At 70.3% G+C, this 17934-nt stretch carries 19 protein-coding genes; 12 read left to right on the top strand and 7 right to left on the bottom strand.

Annotated elements, in window-relative coordinates; genetic code table 11:
- Positions 1-96: 96 nt before the first annotated feature.
- Entirely contained in the window at positions 97-2472 is a 2376-nt protein-coding gene (locus GD748_RS11425) for an ATP-binding cassette domain-containing protein (RefSeq protein WP_152195331.1), read from the top strand.
- A 63-nt stretch (positions 2473-2535) separates the two neighbouring features.
- Here the strand turns inward: GD748_RS11425 and GD748_RS11420 are convergent, their stop codons facing one another.
- From GD748_RS11420 to GD748_RS11405, 4 genes are all read right to left on the bottom strand, one after another.
- A complete protein-coding gene (locus tag GD748_RS11420; RefSeq protein WP_152195330.1) occupies positions 2536-2805 on the bottom strand; it encodes a helix-turn-helix domain-containing protein in 270 nt (89 codons plus the stop codon).
- The gene (locus GD748_RS11415; RefSeq protein ID WP_152195329.1) at positions 2805-3317 is read right to left on the bottom strand and encodes a DUF2975 domain-containing protein; all 513 of its coding nucleotides are present in this window, start codon (positions 3315-3317) and stop codon (positions 2805-2807) included. The genes GD748_RS11420 and GD748_RS11415 overlap by 1 nt, the downstream gene beginning before the upstream one ends.
- A gap of 122 nt (positions 3318-3439) precedes the next feature.
- On the bottom strand, positions 3440-4579 hold the full coding sequence (locus GD748_RS11410) for an RNA polymerase sigma factor (RefSeq protein WP_152195328.1): 1140 nt from the start codon (positions 4577-4579) through the stop codon (positions 3440-3442).
- A 5-nt stretch (positions 4580-4584) separates the two neighbouring features.
- Complete coding sequence (locus tag GD748_RS11405; protein ID WP_152195327.1) at positions 4585-4992, bottom strand: YciI family protein; 408 nt, start codon at positions 4990-4992, stop codon at positions 4585-4587.
- Positions 4993-5136: 144 nt separating this feature from the next.
- Here GD748_RS11405 and GD748_RS11400 point away from each other — a divergent pair, with 144 nt between their 5' ends.
- The 4 genes from GD748_RS11400 to GD748_RS11385 all read left to right on the top strand — a co-directional run bounded on the left by GD748_RS11400 (position 5137) and on the right by GD748_RS11385 (position 8301).
- Entirely contained in the window at positions 5137-5517 is a 381-nt protein-coding gene (locus tag GD748_RS11400) for a VOC family protein (RefSeq protein ID WP_152195326.1), read from the top strand.
- Positions 5518-5677: 160 nt separating this feature from the next.
- Positions 5678-6631 carry a VOC family protein gene (locus tag GD748_RS11395; protein ID WP_152195325.1) on the top strand — a complete coding sequence of 318 codons (954 nt, stop codon included), beginning with the start codon at positions 5678-5680 and terminating at the stop codon, positions 6629-6631.
- A 106-nt stretch (positions 6632-6737) separates the two neighbouring features.
- Positions 6738-7625: a GNAT family N-acetyltransferase gene (locus tag GD748_RS11390; protein ID WP_152195324.1), complete on the top strand. Its 888-nt coding sequence runs from the start codon at positions 6738-6740 to the stop codon at positions 7623-7625.
- A 112-nt stretch (positions 7626-7737) separates the two neighbouring features.
- Positions 7738-8301 carry a dihydrofolate reductase family protein gene (locus GD748_RS11385; protein WP_152195323.1) on the top strand — a complete coding sequence of 188 codons (564 nt, stop codon included), beginning with the start codon at positions 7738-7740 and terminating at the stop codon, positions 8299-8301.
- Positions 8302-8550: 249 nt separating this feature from the next.
- Here the strand turns inward: GD748_RS11385 and GD748_RS11380 are convergent, their stop codons facing one another.
- On the bottom strand, positions 8551-9258 hold the full coding sequence (locus GD748_RS11380) for a VOC family protein (RefSeq protein ID WP_152195322.1): 708 nt from the start codon (positions 9256-9258) through the stop codon (positions 8551-8553).
- A 140-nt stretch (positions 9259-9398) separates the two neighbouring features.
- Positions 9399-9581 (bottom strand): hypothetical protein, encoded by a 183-nt coding sequence (locus tag GD748_RS11375; protein WP_152195321.1) that lies wholly within the window; start codon positions 9579-9581, stop codon positions 9399-9401.
- A gap of 339 nt (positions 9582-9920) precedes the next feature.
- Between GD748_RS11375 and GD748_RS11370 the strand changes: the two genes are divergently transcribed.
- The 6 genes from GD748_RS11370 to GD748_RS11345 all read left to right on the top strand — a co-directional run bounded on the left by GD748_RS11370 (position 9921) and on the right by GD748_RS11345 (position 16811).
- Positions 9921-11234: an MFS transporter gene (locus GD748_RS11370; RefSeq protein WP_152195320.1), complete on the top strand. Its 1314-nt coding sequence runs from the start codon at positions 9921-9923 to the stop codon at positions 11232-11234.
- Positions 11235-11361: 127 nt separating this feature from the next.
- On the top strand, positions 11362-12981 hold the full coding sequence (locus GD748_RS11365) for an ABC transporter substrate-binding protein (protein WP_226921329.1): 1620 nt from the start codon (positions 11362-11364) through the stop codon (positions 12979-12981).
- Positions 12978-13946, top strand: a complete 969-nt coding sequence (locus GD748_RS11360) for an ABC transporter permease (protein WP_152195318.1) — start codon at positions 12978-12980, stop codon at positions 13944-13946. The genes GD748_RS11365 and GD748_RS11360 overlap by 4 nt, the downstream gene beginning before the upstream one ends.
- Positions 13943-14923, top strand: coding sequence for an ABC transporter permease (locus GD748_RS11355; RefSeq protein ID WP_152195317.1), 981 nt, complete (start codon positions 13943-13945; stop codon positions 14921-14923). Before GD748_RS11360 ends, GD748_RS11355 begins: the two co-directional genes overlap by 4 nt.
- Positions 14920-15936, top strand: a complete 1017-nt coding sequence (locus tag GD748_RS11350; RefSeq protein ID WP_152195316.1) for an ABC transporter ATP-binding protein — start codon at positions 14920-14922, stop codon at positions 15934-15936. Before GD748_RS11355 ends, GD748_RS11350 begins: the two co-directional genes overlap by 4 nt.
- A gap of 5 nt (positions 15937-15941) precedes the next feature.
- Positions 15942-16811 carry an ABC transporter ATP-binding protein gene (locus tag GD748_RS11345; RefSeq protein WP_152195315.1) on the top strand — a complete coding sequence of 290 codons (870 nt, stop codon included), beginning with the start codon at positions 15942-15944 and terminating at the stop codon, positions 16809-16811.
- Between the two features lie 112 nt (positions 16812-16923).
- Here the strand turns inward: GD748_RS11345 and GD748_RS11340 are convergent, their stop codons facing one another.
- Positions 16924-17319: a DUF2695 domain-containing protein gene (locus tag GD748_RS11340; protein WP_152195314.1), complete on the bottom strand. Its 396-nt coding sequence runs from the start codon at positions 17317-17319 to the stop codon at positions 16924-16926.
- A 188-nt stretch (positions 17320-17507) separates the two neighbouring features.
- Here GD748_RS11340 and GD748_RS11335 point away from each other — a divergent pair, with 188 nt between their 5' ends.
- Positions 17508-17930 carry a DUF1801 domain-containing protein gene (locus GD748_RS11335; protein WP_152195313.1) on the top strand — a complete coding sequence of 141 codons (423 nt, stop codon included), beginning with the start codon at positions 17508-17510 and terminating at the stop codon, positions 17928-17930.
- Positions 17931-17934: the final 4 nt, after the last annotated feature.

The raw sequence follows: 17934 nt of genomic DNA, 5'->3' as shown, positions 1-17934 counted from the left end.
GCACGCGGGGGTGACGAGCACGACCACCTCCTGACAACATCACGACCGGCGCCTCGACGACGAGGGCGCCGGCAGCCGGCAGATGGAGACACGCGCATGACCACGACGGAGACGAAGGCACCCTCGACGCACGTCGCCGACAGCCACGACCTGATCCGCGTGCAGGGCGCACGCGAGAACAACCTCAAGGACGTCACCGTCGACATCCCGAAACGTCGGCTCACGGTGTTCACCGGTGTCTCCGGCTCCGGGAAGAGCTCGCTGGTCTTCGACACGATCGCCGCGGAGAGCCAGCGGATGATCAACGAGACCTACAGCGCGTTCGTCCAGGGCTTCATGCCCAACCTGCCGCGGCCGGACGTCGACTTCCTGGACGGCCTGACGACGGCGATCATCGTCGACCAGGAGCGGATGGGCGCCAACCCGCGCTCCACGGTCGGCACGGCGACCGACGCCAACGCCCTGCTGCGGATCCTGTTCAGCCGGCTCGGGCAGCCGCACATCGGCTCGCCCAACGCCTACTCGTTCAACGTGCCCACGGTGAAGGCCAGCGGGGCGATCACCGTCGAACGAGGCAACAAGACCAAGGCCGAGAAGGCGACCTTCCACCAGCTCGGCGGCATGTGCCCGCGCTGCGAGGGCATGGGCCGGGTCAACGACTTCGACCTGACCGCGCTGTACGACGAGTCGAAGTCGCTGAGCGAGGGCGGCCTCACCGTCCCCGGCTACAGCATGGACGGCTGGTACGGCCGGATCTTCGCCGGCGCAGGTCTGCCCATGGACAAGCCGATCGGGAAGTTCACCGCGAAGGAGCAGCACAAGCTGCTCTACAGCGAGCCGGTCAAGATCAAGGTCGAGGGGGTCAACCTCACCTACGAGGGCATCATCCCCAAGATCCAGAAGTCGATGCTCTCCAAGGACCGCGAGGCGATGCAGCCGCACGTGCGCGCCTTCGTCGACCGGGCGGTGACCTTCACGACCTGTCCCGAGTGCGACGGCACCCGGCTCAGCCCCGAGGCCCGCTCGTCGACGATCAGGGGCAAGAGCATCGCCGACGTCTGCACCATGCAGATCAGCGACCTCGCCGCATGGGTCCGAGGTCTGGACGAGCCCTCGGTGGCGCCGCTCCTCAAAGGACTGCAGCACCTCCTCGACTCCTTCACCGAGATCGGGCTCGGCTACCTCTCCCTGGACCGCCCGGCCGGCACGCTGTCCGGGGGAGAGGCGCAGCGCACCAAGATGATCCGCCACCTCGGCTCATCGTTGACCGACGTGACATACGTGTTCGACGAGCCGACGATCGGTCTGCACCCCCACGACATCGAGCGGATGAACGACCTGCTGCTGCAGCTGCGCGACAAGGGCAACACGGTGCTCGTCGTCGAGCACAAGCCCGAGGCCATCGCCATCGCCGACCACGTCGTCGACCTCGGGCCGGGTGCCGGCACGGCGGGCGGGGACCTGGTGTTCGAGGGGACGGTCGAGGAGCTGCGCGCCTCCGGCACCGTCACCGGCAGGCACCTGGACGACCGCGCCTCGCTCAAGGAGAAGGCGCGGGAGGCCTCCGGCGTCATCGAGATCCGCGGCGCCGCCACGCACAACCTCAAGGACGTCGACGTCGACGTCCCGCTCGGGGTGCTCTGCGTGGTCACGGGGGTCGCCGGCTCCGGCAAGAGCTCGCTCATCCACGGCTCGCTCGCCCGTCGCGACGGCGTCGTGGTGATCGACCAGACCGGGATCCGCGGCTCCCGGCGGAGCAACCCCGCCACGTACACCGGGCTGCTCGACCCGATCCGCAAGGCGTTCGCGAAGGCGAACGGCGTCAAGCCCGCGCTGTTCAGCTCGAACTCCGAGGGCGCCTGCCCCACCTGCAACGGTGCGGGCGTCATCTACACCGAGCTCGGTGTCATGGCCACCGTCGAGTCCACCTGCGAGGAGTGCGAGGGGAAGCGGTTCCAGGCGGCGGTCCTTCAGTTCACGCTCGGCGGGAAGAACATCGCCGAGGTGCTCGCGATGCCCGTGAGCGAGGCGGAGGCATTCTTCGCCGAGGGCGAGGCCCGCATCCCGGCCGCGCACAAGATCCTCGCCCGGCTCGCCGACGTCGGGCTCGGCTACCTCACGCTGGGGCAGCCGCTCACCACGCTGTCCGGCGGTGAGCGGCAACGGCTCAAGCTGGCTGCGCAGATGGGGGAGAAGGGCGAGATCTACGTCCTCGACGAGCCGACCACCGGCCTGCACCTCGCCGACGTCGAGCAACTGCTCGGCCTGCTCGACCGGCTCGTGGACTCCGGCAGGTCGGTGATCGTCATCGAGCACCACCAGGCGGTCATGGCACACGGGGACTGGATCATCGACCTCGGTCCCGGCGCCGGCCACGACGGCGGACAGATCGTCTTCGAGGGCACGCCCGCCGATCTCGCCGCCACCGGTTCGACGCTCACGGGCAAGCACCTCGCGGCGTACGTCGGCTGACCTTCTCCCGCCGTCGCCCGACCTCCTCCCGCGACGCGACGAGGTCCGCGGGGAGACGCTCGCTCAGCCGTCGGCCGCCCGGGGCAACGGCTCACCGTCGCCGCCCGCTCCGACCAGCCCCGCCGGCTCCTCGGGCTCCCACCGGAGCAGGTCGCCGGGCTGGCAGTCCAGCACCTCGCACAGCGCGGCGAGAGTGGCGAACCGGACGGCCTTGGCGCGTCCGTTCTTGAGCACGGCAAGGTTCGCGGGGGTGATGCCGACCCGGTCGGCGAGCGTTCCGACCGCCATCTTGCGCCGGGCCAGCATCACGTCGATGTCCACCACGATCGCCATCAGATGACCTCGTCGAGCTGCGCCTGCAGGTCGTTCGCCTCGGCGTCGCGCGCGACCGCCTGGGCGAGGAGCATGCGCATCACGAAGACGATGAGCGCGACCCCGGCGACCATCACGGCCGCACCGCAGATGAGCAGGACGATGCCCGGGGCGACCCCTCCCGGCGCGAGGACGACGGCGATCCCGAGGACGAGCAACGATGCGGCACCGATCGCGCCGATCACGATGTCGACGTACCGGAAGGCGGCGTGGGAGAAGACCGTGCCGCGGCGCACCATGGTGAGCAGACGCCACACGCACACCACCGTGACCTGGACCGTCACCATGCCGAGGACGACGATCACGAGGAAGACGACAGCCAGCGGCGGCAGCTGGACGTCCCCGAGCGTGACTCCCTCCGAGCTCTGGAGGTCGAGCGCCAGCAGCGGCACGATCATCAGCTGGACGTACAGCGTGCCGGCGAGAATAAGCGCGAGCGCGATGCGCAGCGCGACGAGGGCGAGTCTGCCCATGACAACCCCTTGTGATCGATTGACGGCATGAATCTATGGTTCTTCGATCTGTTTCACAAGTAAGTCGATCCATCTGGCGCTGGCGCTCGGGCAGGTGGTTGCCTCGCACCGTCCGGCCGCAGTCAGCTCGTCGCGTTGAGCCGGGCGGCCTGCCGGGTCAGGTGGTCCCGTTCGGCGGCGTTGGAGGCGAGCCGGGCCGCCTCGGAGTAGAGCCGGGCGGCAACGACCGTGTCTCCGTCGCGTTCGTGCAGGTACGCCGCGACGGCGCTGTGGCGGGGGAGGGAGCCGTCGAGCTCCGCCAGGGCGGCCAGCCCGGCCCGTGGGCCGTCGGCCTCGCCCACCGCGACGGCACGGTTGAGGCGGGCGACCGGGCTGTCCGTGAGTCGCACGAGCTCGTCGTACCACTCGACGATCTGGACCCAGTCGGTCTCCGCGGCGGTCAGTGCGTCGGCGTGCAGCGCCGCGATGGCGGCCTGGGCCTGGAACTCACCGATCCGCTGCCGCGCGAGCGCGTGCTGGAGCACGTCGACCCCCTCGGCGATGATCTCCGTGTCCCACCGGGTGCGGTCCTGCTCGGCGAGCGGGACGAGGCTGCCGTCAGCGCGGGTGCGTGCCGGACGCCGTGCGTGGTGCAGCAGCATCAGCGCCAGGAGTCCGGCGACCTCCTCGTGGTCGGTCATCGTCGTCAGCTGGCGGGTCAGCCGGATCGCCTCGGCGGCGAGGTCGACGTCGCCGGAGTAGCCCTCGTTGAAGACGAGGTAGAGGACCCGCAGCACGGTGGCGACGTCGCCGGGCCGGTCGAGCCGGACGTCCGAGACGGTGCGCTTCGCCCGGCTGATGCGCTGGGCCATGGTCGCCTCCGGCACGAGGTAGGCCTGCGCGATCTGCCGCGTCGTCAGCCCGCCCACGGCGCGCAGGGTGAGCGCCACCGCCGAGGCCGGCGTGAGTGAGGGGTGGGCGCACAGGAAGTAGAGCGCGAGCGTGTCGTCCGCCTCCCGGCCGGGGGTGGGGGCCGGCCACTCCAGGACGCGTTCCTCGCGCTGACGCCGCGACGACTCGGCGCGTGCGCCGTCGAGGAACTTCCGCCACGCCACCGTGACGAGCCAGCCCTTGGGGTCTCGCGGGGGATCGTCCGGCCATGCCCGGAGCGCCTCGACCAGCGCGTCCTGGACGGCGTCCTCGGCCGCCGCGAAGCCCGCGCCGCGGCGGACGAGGACCCCGATGACGGCGGGCGTCAGCCTCCGTACGAGGCCCTCGTCCACCCCGGTCACTCCGTGACGGTCGGCGGCGCCGTCAGGAACGGACGCACCTCGAGCCACTCGCGCAGCGGCTCCCCGCCGGCGCCGGGCGCCGCCGACAGCTCGGCGGCCAGCTCCAGCGCACGGTCGTAGCTGTCGACGTCGATCACCATCCAGCCTGCGATGAGGTCCTTGGTCTCCGCGAACGGCCCGTCGGTGACGGGTGGGCGTCCCTCGCCGTCGTAACGGACGAAGGTGCCGTCGGGGGAGAGGGCCTGCCCGTCGACGTACTCGCCGGTGGTCTCGAGGCGGGCGGCGAAGTCGTCCATGTACTTCACGTGGGTGGAGATCTCCTCGGGTGTCCACCGGTCCATCGGCAGGTCGTACAGCGGGCGCGGTCCGCCGCGGTAGTGCTTGAGAAGCAGGTACTTGGCCATCGTTCTCTCCTTCCTCGGGTACGGCCCATTGTGGCCGTGCTCACTGCGGGGACGAAGCCGCGCAGGAGTTCTCGACATCCGCGGAGGTGACTCCCGGTCCAGGGTGATCCGCCGCGCCCGCACTCGCGGCGAATACGCTGGAGCATGGCGAGAGGTGAGGTCTTCCCGATCATCAACTGTGCCGATCTGGCCAGGACCCGGCACTGGTACGAGCGTGTGCTGGCCGGGGAGGTCGCGTACCAGTTCCCCGACGAGGGCGACGCCGACTACTTGACGCTGCGCATCGGATCGGGTCAGATCGCCCTCGGCCGGGGTACCGGACCCGCCATGTACGGCGAGACGCCCCTTCCGGCGACCGGGCACGCCGTCGACGTCTGCCTGTACGTGCCCGACCTCGACGCCGTCACCGCGGCGGCCGCCGCCGACGTCGTCGTACCACCGGCGGACATGCCGTGGGGTGAGCGGGTCGCCTACCTGCGGGACCCGGAGGGCACGATGCTCCTGGCCATCGAGGACGCCGACTGACACCCAGCTGTCCTCCGCCGTCGCCACGGCGGAGCGGGTGTCCTCCGCCGTCGCCACGGCGGAGCGGGTGTCCTCCGCCGTCTCCACGGCGGAACGCGGTTGTCCGGAACGTCACAGATGCACACGAAATAGCGTGCGTCGGCGCAGAGGTTCCCTGTTCATGACCACCACCGCACCCGGTCGCCGCACCGTCGGAATCGTCGTCGTGATCGCCGTCGCCGTGGCTGCCGCCGCCTTCTGGGCACTCAGGGCCGACGCTGACGACGCGCGCATCCCCGCCTCGGTCATCGATGCCGACACCCGGATGGGTGGTGTCGAGCTCGCCGTCGCGGACGTCGACGCCATGCGGTCCTTCTACACGAGCTCGCTGGGTCTGGAGGTGCTGAGCGAGAGCGACGGCGCGGTCGCCCTCGGCGCCGACGGGCAGGAGATCATCCGGCTCGTCGCCGCAGACGGGCCCTCCACCAGCCCTGCCGACGCCGGCCTCTACCACGCCGCGATCCTGTACCCGGACGGCCCCGCCCTCGCGCGAGCCCTGGTCGGCATGTTCAGCACCGCCGGACACCTGTACGGCGGGTCGGCCGACCACGCTGTGTCGGAGGCGTTCTACTTCTCCGACCCCGAGGGCAACGGCCTCGAGCTGTACATCGACACACCGCGGCAGGACTGGGTGTGGGACGACGGTCAGGTCCAGATGGGATCCGCACCGCTGGACCCGAATGCGTTCATCTCCGAGCACCTGTACGGCACGACGTCCGGGGAGGTCACGACCGGGCACGTGCATCTCAAGGTCGGTGACCTCGACGCCGCCCGCGACTTCTACGTCGACCTTCTCGGCTTCGCTGTCACCGCCGAGTCCGACGGGGCGCTCTTCATGGCGGCCGGCGGCTACCACCACCACCTGGCAGTGAACACGTGGACCTCGGCGGGAGCGGGGGAGCGGCCTGCCACCCTGGGACTGGGGTCGTTCACCGTCATGGTGCCGGCTCAGGCCGATATCCAGGATGCAGCGGCCCGCCTCGATGCGGCCGGGTACGAGTACATGACGGTCGATGGTGGCCTGGTGCTGGACGACCCCTGGGGGACCACCGTCCGCCTCAGGACCGAGGGGTAGCGGACGACTCCGTTCACCGGCTTGCGGGCTCCGCCCGGGCCGGAGAGGACGCTGTGCTCCCGATAATGAGGCGCGGCCCCGTGCCGTGCCGTGGTGTGATCGAGGCATGACGATCCTACTGAGGACGCCGGAGGCCGACGGGCTCCGGGAGCCCATAGATGCGCTGCGAGACTGGCAGTACGACGGCGCACCAATGCAGCTGCATCCGGGGGATCTGGGTTGGTTCTGGCGGTTCGGGGCAGAGGCGACGGCCGCGGCGGTCCGGACCTGGAGCCGGGACGGTGAGGTTCTCGCGGTCGGACTGCTCGACGGTCCCGGGCTGCTGCGGCTGACGATCGCGCCGGATGCCCGCCGTGACCCGGAACTGGCGCAGCAGGTGGTCGCCGACATGACCGAGCCGGAGCGTGGGGTCCTCCCGCCGGGGAAGGTGTACCTCGAGGCACCCACGGACGCCCTGGTCCACGAGCTGCTGCTCGCCGACGGCTGGGAGACCGACGAGCCGTGGACGCCGCTGCGCCGCGACCTCGCCGAGCCGGTGCAGGACCCGGGGGTGCGGATCGAGAAGATCGGTCCGGAGCGGATCCACGAGCGGTCCGCCGTCCAGCGGGCCGCGTTCGAGAGGTCGACGTTCACGGACGAGCGCTGGCACGCGATGGCCGGCGGACCGCTCTACCCGGACGCGCGGTGCCTGGTGGCCTACGACGACGAGGACCGCGCCGTCGCAACGGTCACCGTCTGGTCGGCCGGTCCGGGGCGGCCGGGGCTGCTGGAGCCGATGGGTGTACACCGTGACCATCGCGGTCACGGCTACGGCAAGGCGATCACCGTCGCGGCGGCGGCCGCACTCCAGGAGCTCGGCTCGTCGAGCGCGATCGTCGCCACCCCGAGCTCCAACGTCGGCGGGGTCGCGACCTACCGAGCGGCCGGCTTCGAGCCGCTCCCGGAGGTCCATGACCGACGGCGGGACGCCTCGCCTCAGCCCCACACGAGGTAGCCGCCCACGCGCTCGGTGTGGTGGTCAGCCGGCCCTCGGTGTGGTCGTGCCGATGAGTTTCCGCGCCGTATTTGTCTGTACGCCGAGCACCGACTCACGGGAGGCTGACCGCATGCGGAAGCTGACCTTTGGCATGAATGTGAGCCTGGACGGCTACATCGCCGCGCCGGGCGACGACATCGGCTGGAGCGTGCCGAGCGACGAGCTGTTCCAGTGGTGGTCCGACCGGGTGGGTGAGACGGGCCTGGCGCTGTACGGGCGCAAGCTGTGGGAGACGATGAGCTCGCACTGGCCGACCGCCGACCAGCAGCCTGGCGTCACACCGGCGGAGATCGAGTTCGCCCGCCGATGGCGGGACATGCCGAAGGTGGTGTTCTCCTCGACGACGAGCACGGTCGAGGGGAACACCCGGCTGGTCACCGGCGACGCGGTCACCGAGATCACCCGGCTCAAGGCCGAGGACGGCGGCCCCATGGACATCGGCGGCGCCACCCTCGCCGCGGCGGCCATGCGGGCCGGGCTGATCGACGAGTACGTGCTCGCCACCGCACCGGTCTTGGTGGGCGGCGGCACGCCGTTCTTCACGGAGCTGGACACCTGGGTGAACCTGAGCCTGGTGGAGACCCGGACGTTTCCCGAGGGCGTCGTCCTGACCAGGTACGAGGTCAAGCGCTGACCGCTCGACCGGCGGATCGGCAGGAGTGCAGAGCAGCTTGCCGTTCCGTCAAGCGGCGATGTCGATGTTCCCTCGCGCGGCGACGCCGATGTTCCTCCGCGGCGACGCCTATCTCGACGGAGATCCCGATCTCGACCCGGGACGGGGTTCGCGACCTGGTGCAGCTCTCGTGAGCCCCTGAGCTGCGACTGAGCCCCTGCCCTCCGATCCGATAATGTACATTATGTCATTCCGGTCGCGCTGGGTAGATCAATCCTTCTTAGCAGCAGACACGTCGACGCACACGACTCCCCGGTTGCCGTCCTGGTCGGCGATCACGGTGAGCGAGGGCGCGTTGCTGTCATCGACGACGGTCCCACCCGCGGCGAGGGCGGCGGCGATCCGTTGCTTGGCAACCTCAGGCGCCACATAGACCTCGATGTGGAACCGCTGGCGCGGGGTCTCGTGCTCATCGGCGTCCCCGAACCACAGGTTCGGTACCCGTCCCGTGGCGTCCCGGATCTCGTCGCTAGGCGACCCATGCCCCTGGGCCTCGGCGCTGCCGACCAGCAGGGCGGCCCACATGGGAGCGATGGTCGCGGAATGTGCCGTGTCGAGGCCGAGCTCGATGACGCTGACCGAGGCCGGATCGGCGTCGACCTTGTGGTCGGCGGCGATCTCGGTGATCCGTCGCGCGAGGTCGACGTCCTGCTGGGTCACCCATTCGACGACGTGTTCGGTTCCCGCGTCGTCGCGGTAGATGGCGTCGTCGCTGGTCAGCTTGAGGTCGACGCACCCGTTGCCGATCGACACGCTCGGGTGATGTCCGAGCGCGTCGCCCGCCTCCCCCACTGCGGCGACGAATCGTGCACCGGTGCTGAAGTCCTCAACCACGTAGCGGGCATGCAGTCCCTGGGCCAGCTTGCGCCAGTCGGTCAGGCCGGCCGCAGCGATCTGCTCGCCCGTCAGCATGTCCATGGACGGGAGCCTATATTCGATGCAGCCGCAGCGCTGTCAGAGAACCGCCGGCAGCGCAAGGACTCTCGGACCCAGCCGGCATCCGCGCGCGTCAGCTATTGGACTCGTCCTGGACGCACGCACCTCCTGCGCGCACGTGTTCAGACCGACACGCGGTGGCCGTGACGCCTGAGAACCAGGAGCCGACGGAAGGACTCCGACATCTCGTCCCACGCCATCATCGCCGGGGCGCCGTCCCGGTGACGCTCTTCCTCCCACTCCAGCCACACGAGGTACGCGGCCTCGGCGTAGGTGAGTGTGGACTGCTCGGTGGTCGTGGCCATCGCCGTCGGCCTCCTCGGGGTCGCGGTGGGCATCCTCGCCCTGCCTGGTCTGACTTCGTGCGCGCACTCCCCCGTATGTGCGTCACCACAGTACGGACGGGCCGACCCCGAATCACGCACCGCGCCCGGCGCGTCGCGGCGAGACCTCGCCGCCGCACGTCAATCGACGGCCGCCCGACCCGGTTCTCACCGGCTCGCGCTGCGGAGCGAGCGGATGTCGTGGCTGCGGACGACCACTGATAGCGTCGCCGACGCCAAGGGACTGCCCGACGCACGACGCGGAGCACGGTCGTGCACCACGCACGTCGGACCCCCGTGCTCGCCGTGTGCAGGGACGGGATGAGCGAGAAGCAACCGCGGAGCGCGGCGACGAGAGTCGGTCAGCGCCCGTCGCCGGGTGCGGCCCCCCGCTCCCCCGTCCTTCTGGTCGGCGCGTCGATCCTGCTGCTGTCGCTCACGCTGCGTGCGCCGACGACGGCGGTCGGGCCGGTGCTCACGGCCATCGAGGCGACGACGGGCCGGCACCCGACGGTGCTCGCCCTCCTCACGAGCGTGCCGCTGCTGTGCTTCGTGGTGATGGCCCCGACGGTCCCCTTCCTGCTCCGTCGGATCTCCCTCGGCACGCTCATCGCCTGCGCGCTCCTCGCGGCAGGTCTCGGCGTCCTCGTGCGATCCCTGCCGCAGCCCGGTCTGCTGTGGCTCGGAACCGTCCTCCTCGGGCTCGCCGTCGCGGTGGCCAGCGTGCTCGCGCCTGCCGTCGTCCGTGCTGCCCGGCCGGGGAGCTCGCGGGCGGTCTTGGCCCTGTACACGGCAGGGCTCAGTCTCGGGCCTGCCCTCGCGGCAGGTCTCACCCTCCCGCTGGGCGCACTGCTCGGCGGCGGTTGGCGCACCGCCCTCGCCACGTGGGCGGTGCTCCCGCTGCTGGCGCTCGCCTGCTGGCTGGGTGTCGCAGGGTCGAGGACAACGCACAGAGGCGCGGGCCCGTCCGCGAGACCTCACCCAGACGAAGACACGCCGGAGCCGACGACCGCTCCACGACCGGCGAGCGTCTGGCGGGACCCCGCCGCCTGGTTGCTCACCGCCTACCTCGGGCTCACCTCGTTGCTGTTCTACACGACGGCGGCCTGGCTCCCGACGATCCTGGAGGCGGGCGGCACAGCGGCCACCACCGCGGGGGCGGTGACCGCTCTCGCGGGGATCGTCGCGGTGCCGCTCTCGTTCCTCGCACCCCTCGCCACACGACGTCGAGCGACGACCCGCACGCTCGCCGTCCTCGCTCCGACCCCGATCGCCGCAGGTCTCGTCGTCGTCGCCCTCGTCCCGGACGCGCGCATCCTCGGCGCCGTCCTCATCGGCGCGGGGCAGGGCGCCTCGGTCGGCATCGCCTACGCGCTCGTCATCGTCAGCGCCCGCTCGACGCAGCATGCCGCCGCGCTGTCCTCGATGAGCCAGACGCTCGGCGTCACTCTTGCCGCGCTCGGACCGCTCACCCTCGCGGCGGGGCAGGAAGCACTGGGCTCGTGGGCGGGAGCCACGACCCTCCTCGCGTCCGTCCCCGTCCTCCAGGCAGTCATCGGCGCGGTGCTCGTTCGGTCGGGCAGCGACCGCGACAGCTCACGCCGGCGCCCAGAGCGACAGCCGCTGCACCTCTGACCTGCGCCTCAGGGGCTTCTGTGTCAGTGTGGCGACCGCGGAAGCGTCTCCCGGCGAGGGAGGCGACGAGTCGCCGGAGCGGCGGCTCGCGGTGGTCGACCTAACGCTTCGAGGGGTAGTGGTGCCGATGGGCAGGCCGGCGAGGGTCATCGCGCTTGCCCTGGTCGGCCTCCTGATCGCGGCGTGCGGCGGCGCCGGCCCGAGCAGCCAGGACCGCCTGGCGAACGGCACCCTCATCGTCGGGCTGTCCCAGGAACCGGCGATCATGAACCCGTGGGTCAGCGAGGGCAACCTGCAGGCCACCCACTCCCTCACGCTCCCCGTCCTGTACCCGCTCTGGCGGCTGACGCCCGAGTTCGAGTACGAGCCGCTGCTCCTGGATGGAGAGCCGGAGGTCACCGAGGACCCGTTCACCGTGACCTACCGCCTCAAGGAGGAGGCGACGTGGAGCGACGGGGTCCCCATCACCGCCGAGGACATCAGGTTCACCCTCGAGACATGCCTGAACGAGGACTTCGCGATCGCCGTGCGCGCGGGGTGCGAGAAGGTCGACATGGAGGCCTCCGAGGTCGTCGACGACAAGACCTTCCGGATGGTCTTCACCGAGCCGTACGCCCCGTGGCGCTCCCTGTTCAGCAATGCCGCCGGCTCCATCCTCCCAGCCCATGTGCTCGAGGGCGAGGACTTCGACGACGTCTGGGACGACGGGCTCACCGTCGCGAGCGGCCCCTACGAGTTCGAGTCCTGGAACCGGGGCCAGCAGATGACCCTCACCCGCAACGAGAACTTCTGGGGCGAGGAGACCCCCGGCTTCGACCGGGTCGTCCTGCGGTTCATCGAGGACTCCACCGTCCAGGTCCAGGCCCTGCGCGGCCGGGAGATCGACATGCTCAGCTCCCAGCCCCAGATCGACCTCGTGGACCAGGTCGGCGGGCTCGACGGCGTCGAGCACGAGGTCGTCGCCGGCGGGGTGTGGGAGTTCTTCGAGTTCAACCACGGCGTCGAGACGCTCGAGCACGACTTCGTGCGTGAGGCGATCGCCATGGGCATCGACCGCAACCAGCTCACCGACGTCCTCATCGGCCAGATGAACCCGGACGCGGAACCGCTGCAGAGCCTCGTCTACGTCAACAGCCAGCCGGAGTACGAGCCGGCCTTCGACCGGTGGGAGTTCGACCCGGAGGGGGCGCGCACGCTGCTCGAGGACAACGGCTGCGTCCAGGGCGACGACGGCATCTACTCCTGCGACGGCGTGCGGCTGTCAGTGGACTACGCCTACACCTCCGGCAACGAGCTGCGCGAGCTGCAGTTCGTCATCATCCAGTCCTACATGAAGGACATCGGCATCGAGCTGAACTCCCAGACCCAGGACGCCGCGACCTTCTTCGGCGACCTGTGGCCCAGCGGCGTGGACGGCGCGTGGGAGCTGTTCAACCAGGCCTGGCTCAACACCGCCGACCCCAACCCCTCGCTCGGGTTCTGGGAGTGCGAGGGGTCGATGAACTTCCGCTCGTACTGCAACGAGGAGGTCGACGAGCTCATCGCCGCGAGCCGGACCGAGCTCGACCCGGCCCGCCGGGCCGAGCTCCTCCACGAGGCCGACGACCTCATGGCCGCGGACCTGCCCGCCCTCCCCCTCTACCAGAGCCCGGTGTTCCTCGCCTGGTCCTCCCAGGTCGTCGGGCCGCAGACCAACCCGACCGACTGGGGCCCCTTCTGGAACATCGAGGAGTGGGGTCCGCGATGATCGGCTACGTCCTGCGGCGGGTGCTCAACAGCGTCCCGGTGATCATCGCGGCGAGCATCGTCGTCTTCTTCGGCATCTCCTCGATCGGCGACCCGCTGGCGCAGGTCCGGCGCTCGCCGAACGTGAGCGAGTCGACCATCCAGTCGATCGTCGAGGCAAAGCACCTCGACGAGCCGCTGCCGCTGCAGTACCTGTACTGGGTGCAGGACGCGGTCACCAACGCGTTCGGCACCACCACGTTCGGGCAGGAGATCTGGCCCGACCTCTCCCGGGCCGCCGTCAACACCCTCCAGCTCGTCATCGCCGCCGAGCTCATCGCCCTCGTCATCGCCGTCCCGATCGGCGTCATCTCGGCCCGCCGGCAGTACAGCTTCTTCGACTACGGCCTCACCGGCATCAGCTTCCTGGGGTACTCGATCCCGGTCTTCTGGTTCGCCCTCATGCTCCAGGTGATCTTCACCAACCTCTACCTCGAGACCGGCGTCCGGGTCTTCTACACGTCCGGGCTGAACTCCGTCGACCCGGGCACCGGTCTCGCCTTCCTGGTCGACCGGCTCCAGCACCTCGCGCTGCCGATCGTCGCGGTCGCCTACGTCAACGTCGCCGCCTACAGCCGCTACATGCGCAGCGAGATGCTCGAGGTCATGAACGCGCAGTACCTGCAGACCGCGCGCGCCAAGGGGGTCGCCGAGAAGCTCGTGATCCGGCGGCACGCGCTGCGCAACGCGCTCATCCCCATCGCCACAGTGGTCGGCCTGAACATCGGCCTCACCTTCGGCGGCTCCATCGTCGCCGAGACGGTGTTCAGCCTGGACGGGATGGGCCTGTTCTTCATCGAGGCGCTCAACTCGCGCGACGTCTACAGCGTCATGGCCTTCTTCATGGTCACCGCCGTGCTGGTGCTCATCGGCAACCTGCTGGCCGACCTCTCCTACGGGTACCTCGATCCCAGGAGCCGGACATGAGCCACGCCCCCCTGCCGGAGCAGGAGCACCCCGTCGGCGACGCCCCGCCGGGTGAGCCGGCGCAGCAGCGGCCGCCGCAGCAGGAGCCGCCGGCGCTGCAGTCCCAGGGACGCCGCGCGCTGCGCCGCTTCCTCCACCACAAGGTCGCGATGACGGCGTTGGCCGTCTTCGTGCTCATCACCGTGGCCGCCTTCCTGGCCGACTGGATCGCGCCGTACGCCTACGACGAGCTGGACCTGCAGAACGTCAGCCAGCCTCCGACCTTCGAGGACAGCCACTTCTTCGGCACGGACAAGGTTGGGCGGGACTACTTCAGCCGCGTGCTGCACGGCACCCGGACGTCGGTGCAGGTCGCGCTGCTCGTGGCGGTGCTCTCCACCGTCATCGGGACCGTGGTCGGCGCCGTCGCGGGCTTCTACGGCGGACTCGTCGACAACATCCTCATGCGGGTCGTGGACTTCATCATGACCCTGCCGTTCCTCGCGATCGTCCTGGTCTTCGCGGCATTCCTCGGGGGCGGCTCCCCCATCCGGATCGCGTTCATCCTCGGCCTCGTGATGTGGACGACTATCGCCCGCATCGTGCGAGGGCAGTGCCTGGCGCTGCGCGAGGCCGAGTACGTCCAGGCCGGCCGGGTGCTGGGTGCGGGCGACCTGCGGCTCATCTTCCGCCACATGGTGCCCAACACCATGGGACCGATCATCGTCAACGCCACGCTCGTCGTGGCGCAGGCCATCCTGCTGGAGTCGACGATGTCCTACCTGGGCTTCGGCATCGACCCGCCCACCCCGGCCCTCGGCAAGCTCATCTCCGACGGTCAGGGCTCGATGCTGACCCAGTGGTGGCTCGTCTTCATGCCCGGCCTGACCATCGTCATCCTGTCCCTCTCGGTCAACTTCGTCGGTGACGGGCTCCGCGACGCGCTCGATCCCTCCTCCGGCGGCGGGAAGCGCAGGAAGAGGAGGAAGAGCTCATGAGCGAGCCGCTGCTGTCCGTCGCGGACCTGGTGACGGAGTTCGACACCCAGGACGGTCTCGTGCGCGCGGTCGACCATGTGAGCTTCGACGTCGGCCACGGCGAGGTGGTGGCCGTCGTCGGTGAGTCGGGCTCCGGCAAGAGCGTCACGATGATGTCGCTCATGGGGCTGCTCTCCGGCGCCGGCCGGGTCGTCCACGGACGTGCCGTCTTCGACGGGCGGGACCTGCTGGACATGACCGACGACGAGCTGCGGCGGATCCGCGGGGACGAGCTCTCCATCATCTTCCAGGACCCGCTGACGTCGCTGAACCCGGTGATCACCGTCGGTGACCAGATCGCGGAGGCCGTCCTCACCCACCGGGACGTGAGCCGGCAGGAGGCCCTCGACCGTGCCACGGAGCTGCTGACCGCCGTCGGCGTGGCCGGTGCCGAGCAGCGGGTGAACCAGTACCCGCACGAGTTCTCCGGAGGCATGCGCCAGCGCGTGATGATCGCCATCGCGATCGCCAACCGTCCCAAGCTCCTCATCGCGGACGAGCCCACCACCGCGCTCGACGTCACGGTCCAGGCCCAGGTCCTCGAGCTCCTCGCGAAGACCCAGCAGGACCTGGGCAGCTCCACGATCTTCATCACCCACGACCTCGGCGTGGTGGCGGAGATGGCGGACCGGGTGGTCGTCATGTACGCGGGCCGGGTGGTGGAGACCGGGCTCGTGCACGACATCTTCCGCGAGCCCCGCCATCCCTACACCCGTGGCCTCCTGGCGAGCCGGCCGGGCCTGGAGGGCGGCGACCGTCTGCCGGCGATCCCCGGGCAGGCGCCGAGCCTGCTGGCGATGCCGACCGGCTGCACGTTCCACCCCCGGTGCGACCAGTCCCACGGGCGCGCGCCGTGCTGGGAGACGGAACCGGCCCTTCGGGTCATCGACGAGAACCGGGCGAGCCGGTGCCACTACCACGAAGAGCTCGCGCACGACCCCGCCGGCGAGAGTGCCGCCGAGGGGCGGAGGTGATGGCGGTGGACGACGAGGTTCTCCTGCGTGTCGACGGCCTGGTCAAGGAGTTCGGCGCCCGTCGGGGACTGCACGGGCGCACCGAGCGGGTTCGTGCGGTGGACGACGTGAGCTTCACGGTGCGCCGCGGTGAGACCCTCGGCCTGGTGGGCGAGTCCGGGTCGGGGAAGTCCACGATCGCCCGGTGCGTGGTCCGGCTCGAGCGCCCCACCGCCGGGCGCGTCGACTTCCGTGGCCAGGACCTGGCGGACATCGGCAAGCGGGAGCTGCGCCGGGTCCGCCAGGACCTCCAGATGGTCTTCCAGGACCCGTACGCGTCCCTGGACCCCCGCTTCACGGTCCAGGAGATCGTCGCCGAGCCGTTGCGCATCCATGGCCGCTACCGGCGCGGCGGTGCGGCACGGGTCCGGGAGCTGCTCGACCTGGTGGGTCTGAAGCCGGAGCACGCGAACCGCTACCCGCACGAGTTCTCGGGCGGCCAGCGCCAGCGCATCGGCATCGCACGGGCCCTGGCACTCGGACCGCAGCTGCTCGTGCTGGACGAACCGGTGAGCGCACTCGACGTCTCCGTCCAGGCACAGGTCATCAACCTCCTGCGGGACCTGCAGGAGGAGATGGGGCTGAGCTACCTGTTCATCGCGCACGACCTCGACGTGGTCCGGCACATCTGCGACCGCATCGCGGTGATGTACCAGGGCAACATCGTGGAGACGGGCGACCGCGAGCAGATCTTCGACCGGCCCGAGCACCGCTACACCCAGGCGCTGCTCTCTGCGATCCCGGTGCAGGAGCCGTCCGAGCGGGGCACCCGGCAGCGCATCGTCCTCGACGACGGGACCGTCCGCCCCAACTCCCCCGACGAGCCGACGAGCTAGCGCGCCGTGACGCAGGAGCACCACCGTCGCTCCCGGACGCCCGTCGAGCGGCTCAAGATCTGCGCGACCGTCGGTGAACTACGGCTCGCCGCCGGTGGTAGCCGGCCGGGGCTCACCACCACGGGCGCGACGTCCGCGGCGCCCACAACGAGCACGGCTGGGTCGAGCCCGCCCGGACACCGTCGCACCCGTTCACGTGCTCCGGCCAGCACTCCGCGCCGGTGTCCGGGTCACGCACCGTCTCGACCGTGACGTCGAAGGCGTTCGTGTAGATCTCGCAGTCGCAGTACGCCCCCAGGCGACCGAGCCGGCGCTCGAGCGCTGTCGCCTGCGGAGCGCGCGCCGTCCGCCAGCGCCTGGCCCAGCGCAGCGTGCTGTCGCAGCCGAACTGCACGATCATCCGGTTGGCGAAGCAGAGGACGCACTCGCGCCAGAGCGGCGTCGTCAGGTCCTCGGCCAGGCTCGCCAGCTCGATCTCCAGCGTGCGGACCCCGTCGTCGACAGTCATGGGACCTCTCCCCCAGCATCCGGCCCGAACCCGGGTGGTTCGAACCTCTGTACGGAGCATGGCAGGCACCTACGACATCAAGGCCAGCCCAGGCGCGTCGCCCGCCGAGGCCGCGCGCACGGGCCGGGGTACGGTCGTCAGGTCAGCGTGCACTCTGGCGCCGGTGATCGTGCACCGAGGAGGACCCCATGACCGACCGCAAGGAGAACGCCCCGAAGCTGCTCTCGGGCGGCAACCCGCAGATCCCCAAGGGCGACGGCGCCGGGCCGGTGCGGGACTACATCGCCGCGATGCCCGGCTGGAAGCGGGACGTCGGGCAGCGGATCGACGACGTCGTCGTGAGCACCGTGCCGGACGTGCGCAAGGCGGTGAGGTGGAACCAGCCGTTCTACGGCGGCGAGAGCGAGGGCTGGTTCCTGTCGTTCCGCTGCTACACCAGGTACGTGCAGGTGCAGTTCCTCAGAGGCACCTCGCTCGACCCCGTGCCGCCGAAGGCGTCCAAGCACGACGAGGTGCGCTACCTCGACATCCACGAGGACGACGAGCTGGACGAGGAGCAGCTCCGGTCCTGGGTCGAGCAGGCCAGCCGGCTCCCGGGCGAGACGATGTGACGCC

Origin of the sequence: Georgenia subflava (assembly GCF_009193155.1) — a bacterium.
Classification (GTDB): domain Bacteria; phylum Actinomycetota; class Actinomycetes; order Actinomycetales; family Actinomycetaceae; genus Georgenia; species Georgenia subflava.
The sequence above is the reverse complement of the archived record's forward strand: the minus strand, read 5'-3'. Positions and strand labels throughout refer to the sequence as shown.

What these genes read in the sequence shown, in the direction of transcription:
- GD748_RS11425 (WP_152195331.1), top strand. Translation starts at nt 97, where the DNA reads ATGACCACGACGGAGACGAAGGCACCCTCGACGCACGTCGCCGACAGC.
- GD748_RS11420 (WP_152195330.1), bottom strand. Translation starts at nt 2,805, where the DNA reads ATGGCGATCGTGGTGGACATCGACGTGATGCTGGCCCGGCGCAAGATG.
- GD748_RS11415 (WP_152195329.1), bottom strand. Translation starts at nt 3,317, where the DNA reads ATGGGCAGACTCGCCCTCGTCGCGCTGCGCATCGCGCTCGCGCTTATT.
- GD748_RS11405 (WP_152195327.1), bottom strand. Translation starts at nt 4,992, where the DNA reads ATGGCCAAGTACCTGCTTCTCAAGCACTACCGCGGCGGACCGCGCCCG.
- GD748_RS11400 (WP_152195326.1), top strand. Translation starts at nt 5,137, where the DNA reads ATGGCGAGAGGTGAGGTCTTCCCGATCATCAACTGTGCCGATCTGGCC.
- GD748_RS11395 (WP_152195325.1), top strand. Translation starts at nt 5,678, where the DNA reads ATGACCACCACCGCACCCGGTCGCCGCACCGTCGGAATCGTCGTCGTG.
- GD748_RS11390 (WP_152195324.1), top strand. Translation starts at nt 6,738, where the DNA reads ATGACGATCCTACTGAGGACGCCGGAGGCCGACGGGCTCCGGGAGCCC.
- GD748_RS11385 (WP_152195323.1), top strand. Translation starts at nt 7,738, where the DNA reads ATGCGGAAGCTGACCTTTGGCATGAATGTGAGCCTGGACGGCTACATC.
- GD748_RS11380 (WP_152195322.1), bottom strand. Translation starts at nt 9,258, where the DNA reads ATGGACATGCTGACGGGCGAGCAGATCGCTGCGGCCGGCCTGACCGAC.
- GD748_RS11375 (WP_152195321.1), bottom strand. Translation starts at nt 9,581, where the DNA reads ATGGCCACGACCACCGAGCAGTCCACACTCACCTACGCCGAGGCCGCG.
- GD748_RS11370 (WP_152195320.1), top strand. Translation starts at nt 9,921, where the DNA reads ATGAGCGAGAAGCAACCGCGGAGCGCGGCGACGAGAGTCGGTCAGCGC.
- GD748_RS11365 (WP_226921329.1), top strand. Translation starts at nt 11,362, where the DNA reads ATGGGCAGGCCGGCGAGGGTCATCGCGCTTGCCCTGGTCGGCCTCCTG.
- GD748_RS11360 (WP_152195318.1), top strand. Translation starts at nt 12,978, where the DNA reads ATGATCGGCTACGTCCTGCGGCGGGTGCTCAACAGCGTCCCGGTGATC.
- GD748_RS11355 (WP_152195317.1), top strand. Translation starts at nt 13,943, where the DNA reads ATGAGCCACGCCCCCCTGCCGGAGCAGGAGCACCCCGTCGGCGACGCC.
- GD748_RS11350 (WP_152195316.1), top strand. Translation starts at nt 14,920, where the DNA reads ATGAGCGAGCCGCTGCTGTCCGTCGCGGACCTGGTGACGGAGTTCGAC.
- GD748_RS11340 (WP_152195314.1), bottom strand. Translation starts at nt 17,319, where the DNA reads ATGACTGTCGACGACGGGGTCCGCACGCTGGAGATCGAGCTGGCGAGC.
- GD748_RS11335 (WP_152195313.1), top strand. Translation starts at nt 17,508, where the DNA reads ATGACCGACCGCAAGGAGAACGCCCCGAAGCTGCTCTCGGGCGGCAAC.